This is a genomic window from Pseudomonas sp. (genome assembly GCF_026224925.1).
GTDB lineage: Bacteria > Pseudomonadota > Gammaproteobacteria > Pseudomonadales > Pseudomonadaceae > Aquipseudomonas.
Genome location: NZ_JAMFRV010000795.1, coordinates 1 through 4,460, shown reverse-complemented (window position 1 = coordinate 4,460; position 4,460 = coordinate 1). Strand labels below are relative to the sequence as shown.

Sequence of the window (4,460 nt, the reverse complement as noted above, 5' to 3'; positions counted from 1 at the left end):
GTCATGAGCCTGGGCGCGTGCGGCGGTGTCGGCTATCAGGCGAATCAATTGCTTGAGTCCTGCGCCGCCATTCTGCGCGAGTTTACGGCCTAGCAAGTCCAGCGATTGAATACCGTGGGTGCCTTCATGAATAGGGTTCAGACGGTTATCACGGTAGTACTGCTCCACCGGGTATTCCCGGGTATAACCGTGGCCACCGAGAATCTGGATCGCCAGTTCGTTGGCCTTGAGGCAAAACTCAGACGGCCAGGACTTGACGATGGGCGTCAGTAAATCCAGCAATTCATGGGCCTGTTTTCGAACCTCTTCGGTTTCGCCAGTAGTGGTGTCATCGAACAGTCGTGCGGCATACAACCCGAGATCGAACGCGCCCTCTACGTACGCTTTTTGGGTCAATAGCATCCGTTTGACGTCGGCGTGTTGAATGATGGGAACCGGCGCCGTGTCCGGATTTTTGCTGTCTGGCAAACGGCCTTGCGGACGCTCACGGGCGTATTCCAGTGAATACAGGTAACCGGCGTAGCCGAGCATGACCGCGCCCATGCCCACGCCGATGCGTGCTTCATTCATCATCTGGAACATGTAGCTAAGGCCCTGATGCGGCTTGCCCACCAGATAGCCAATGCATTCGTTATTATCGCCGAAGTTCAGAGCTGTCGAGGTAGTGCCGCGCCAGCCCATTTTGTGAAATAGCCCCGCCAGCAACACGTCGTTGCGCTTGCCCAGACTGCCGTCATCGTTGACCAGAAATTTAGGCACGATAAACAGAGAAATACCCTTCACCCCGGAAGGCGCGTCCGGCAGTTTTGCCAACACCATGTGGACGATATTTTCAGACAACGGATGGTCGCCGCCCGAAATAAAAATCTTGTTGCCACGCAGGCGATAAGTACCGTCTGCCGCAGGCTCGGCCCGTGTACGAATGTCTGATAGGGACGAGCCCGCATGCGGCTCAGTCAGGGCCATGGTGCCGAAAAAACGTCCATCGATCATAGGCTGCAGGAAGCGTTGTTTCTGCTCATCGTTGCCAAAGCTTTCGATCAGGTTGGCCGCACCCATGGTCAGAAACGGGTACGACGTCGACGCCGCGTTTGCCGACTGGAAGTGTGCAAAACAGGCCTGTGACAGCAGCGTTGGCAACTGCATACCGCCCGCTTCAAAGCTGCGTGCCGCGTTCAGAAAGCCAGCTTGCAGAAACGCGTCCACTGCCGGCTTTACTTCGGGTATCAATACTGCTTCACCGTTTTCATAGCGCGGCTCGTTTTCGTCGCCCTTACGGTTGTGCGGCGCAAAAAACTTTTCGGCAATGGTCCGAGCGGTGCCAATCGCAGCATCGAAGGTTTCGCGATTATGCTCAGCGAAACGCTCGCGCCGTGTCAGGGCTTCGGCGTCCAGCACTTCATATAATTCGAAGGCCAGATTGCGGGAACTCAGGAGCATCTCGGACATGGCGGCCTACCTTTTTTGGAATGACCGAAGTCTAGGTGGCGAGGCGAGCTGCTGAATAGCAAGATTGATGTGGGTGATGGGTGGGTAAAACGTGGGGTGAGCAGCAAACGCAATCAGCACCTCGACGTTCAAGGTTGTGAAGCCAACAGCAAAACCAGCTCTTGCGGCGGCATCGGATACGCAAGCAGGTAGCCTTGGGCCGAGGGGCAGCGCAGCTCCTTCAAACGCTTTAGCTGCGCCGGGTTTTCGATGCCCTCCGCAGTGACCTCAAAACCGAGCTTTCGCCCCATCCACAATATGCTCTGCACGATGGTCAGTGTCTGATTGTTGCTCATCATGCGTGAGACAAATGAGCGGTCGATCTTTATCGCATCGATAGGGTAACGGTCTATATAGGCCAATGAGCTGTACCCAGTGCCAAAATCATCCAACGCTAAACGAACACCTAATTCACGCACTCTCTTGAGTATCTGAACGATTGGCTCTGGCTCATGCAGAAAAATACTCTCGGTGACTTCTATTAGCAGGCGGTTGGCTGGAAAGTGAGTCGACTTCAAAACCATCTCTACCTGCGCGAGGAAACCGGAATACTTCAGCTCATGTCCGGAGACATTCACATTTAGCTGCAAGTCAATCTTGGGGTATTCATGTTTCCAGGTCTGAAGCTGCCTGCACGCTTCGTTCATGACCCAATGGCCAATTTCCTGAATGACGCCGATTTCTTCCGCAAAGGGAATGAACAGGTCCGGTCGGACCAGGCCGTGTTGAAGGGCTATTCCAGCGAACCAGCGCTTCGACCCCCTTCATATTGCCCGTCAGCAAGTCATAGATCGGTTGGTAATGCAGCACGAATTCATTGCGAGCAATGGCTTGCTTCAGGGCGCTTTGTAGCGACAGGGCTTCTATTGCCTTCTCACGCATGGAATGATCGAAAAACGCGTATTGGGCGCCGCCGCTAGACTTCGCTCGGTACATGGCGACGTCAGCATCGCGAAGCAGTTCTTCAGGTGTGTCATGGCTTTTATTGATATTGACGATGCCAATGCTGCAGGCGGTAAAGATATCATGCCCGCCGACATGCAGGGGTGCCTCCAATTGCGCAATGATGCGTTCGGCCAAGGCTGCAGCGTCAGTGTCAGCTAATTCGCCTTCGATCAGCAGGACAAACTCATCACCGCCAAATCGAGAGAGGATTTCGGAGGACCTCAAACACCTTTCTAGCCGGCGAGCTACGGCGGTGAGCAAAAGGTCTCCCGTGCGATGGCCCAAGCTGTCATTCACCAGTTTGAAACGGTCCAGATCCATGAACAACAAGGTGGCTTGAGCGTGCCCATTGAGCTGTCGCTGTTCGAATACTTGGCCTAGCCGTTCCATGATGAACGAGCGGTTATGCAAGAGCGTCAGGGCATCATGTGACGCAGCGTAAGAAAGCTCTTCTTCAATTCGCTGTCGCTCGACCAGTCTGATTTTCAGGGCGTTTCTTTCGGCCAGTACCAAGCTGGCCTGATAGGCGAGCTCCTCGGCTTCCTTTCGTTCGCTGATATCGCGCTGCACCGAAATCCAATGAGTAAACCAGCCACGCTCGTTGGCGACGGGGACGATACTCAACTGAACCCAGAACTCACTGCCATCGCGCCGCTTGTTCAGCAGTTCGACTTCGATCGGTTGCGATTTCCCAAGCGCGACCCTGATCTGATCCAGTGTTTCGCGGCTGGTACCGTCGCATTGAAGAATGCGAGGTGTTTTACCTAATACTTCCGCTTCGCTGTAACCGGTGGTTGCTGTAAAAGCCGCATTGCAATAGACAATGCAGGGCCCTGGCAGACCAAAAGGCTCAGCCTTAGTGATCAGAATTGAGTCTTTGGCATGGACCACGACGGACTCCAGCAGCCGCAGACGCTCCATGATGCGATCATTGGAATCTTCAGGTGGGGTGTCACTTTTATAGGGGTGTAACTTGTAAGCCAGTTGCGCGGCATGAGTCTGTAATACGTAGTTTTGGGCCGCGCTTAGTCTCGTCTGCGGCAGGTAATTTGCCAGCAGTAGGGCGCCCAGGATATTTCCTTCGCGTCCCTTGATCGGCAGCCAAATCATCATTTCGATTGTTTTTTCAGCGAGCAGCCCAAAACCATGTAGCCCGGCTGGCGCCTCGATCGAGAGATCATCAAGCACTAGAAAGTCAGTCAGCTGGAAAGCGTTTTCAAGCCATGACTGATGGGCGACCTCTAGCACAGAGGGGTTATGAGCTTCAAAACTCGCGACTGGCTCCCACGTATTTGCGGTGCCCGCATAGACTACCGCCGAACTGAAGCCAGCCGAGTGCGCAGCGCTACGTGCCAGTCGGTCCAGAAATTCAAGGCTTTGATCATCCAGGTGAGGGTGGATCACGATGGGCCTCATTGTGCGAGCGCACGTCAAGATTTCAGAACCGCGGTCCTCGAACTCGAGTCGCGCTGGAGATAAAAGTGCTGCTGCGGCGGCAGTAGAAGCACCATAACTGATGTCACTTTGGCATGAAGTGATACGAAGTTGTACGAGTTTTTCGCAAAAACTTATACATAATTAGAGTTTTGGTACAAATATATGTAAATAAAGCGACACATGAGCACAAAGTGACGAAATACAGGCGTGAAAAAGGGGAGCTGAAGCTCCCCTTTTGCTCGCATCAGCGGTCAGCCAATCGTCATCAAGCTTGCGTTCCCTCCAGCCGCCGCCGTATTGACGCTCAACGCTCGTTCAATCACCAAGCGTTCCAGAGCAATGTTGGTTTCCCCGTGCGAGAGCCCGTGAACCCCGACAATCGCACCTTCGCGTTTGGCGATCTGCTGACAGACGGCCTGGAGTTGGTCCGAGTCGCCATGATGCAGAACGGCATCAATGACCACGTCGTCTTTACTCCAATCCGCCACCCGTTGAATGCGCGCCTGTACTTCTTTAGGCAAGCGAGCGCGCAGGGTTTTGCCCAGCTCGCTATCAGGCCAGATCGCGGTGCTACCGACTGCCAAAACGGC

At 54.2% G+C, this 4,460-nt stretch carries 4 protein-coding genes; all 4 read right to left on the bottom strand.

Annotated features, from left to right (window positions below; translation table 11 throughout):
- Positions 1-1,449 (bottom strand): acyl-CoA dehydrogenase family protein (locus M0974_RS33250; protein WP_297846574.1); only part of this gene is annotated, 1,449 nt, incomplete at its 3' end.
- Between the two features lie 128 nt (positions 1,450-1,577).
- Positions 1,578-2,159, bottom strand: a complete 582-nt coding sequence (locus tag M0974_RS33245) for an EAL domain-containing protein (protein WP_297846576.1) — start codon at positions 2,157-2,159, stop codon at positions 1,578-1,580.
- A complete protein-coding gene (locus M0974_RS33240; protein WP_297846572.1) occupies positions 2,095-3,837 on the bottom strand; it encodes a diguanylate cyclase in 1,743 nt (580 codons plus the stop codon). Before M0974_RS33240 ends, M0974_RS33245 begins: the two co-directional genes overlap by 65 nt.
- A gap of 284 nt (positions 3,838-4,121) precedes the next feature.
- A partial coding sequence (locus M0974_RS33235; protein ID WP_297846570.1) for a hypothetical protein occupies positions 4,122-4,460 on the bottom strand: 339 nt, incomplete at its 5' end.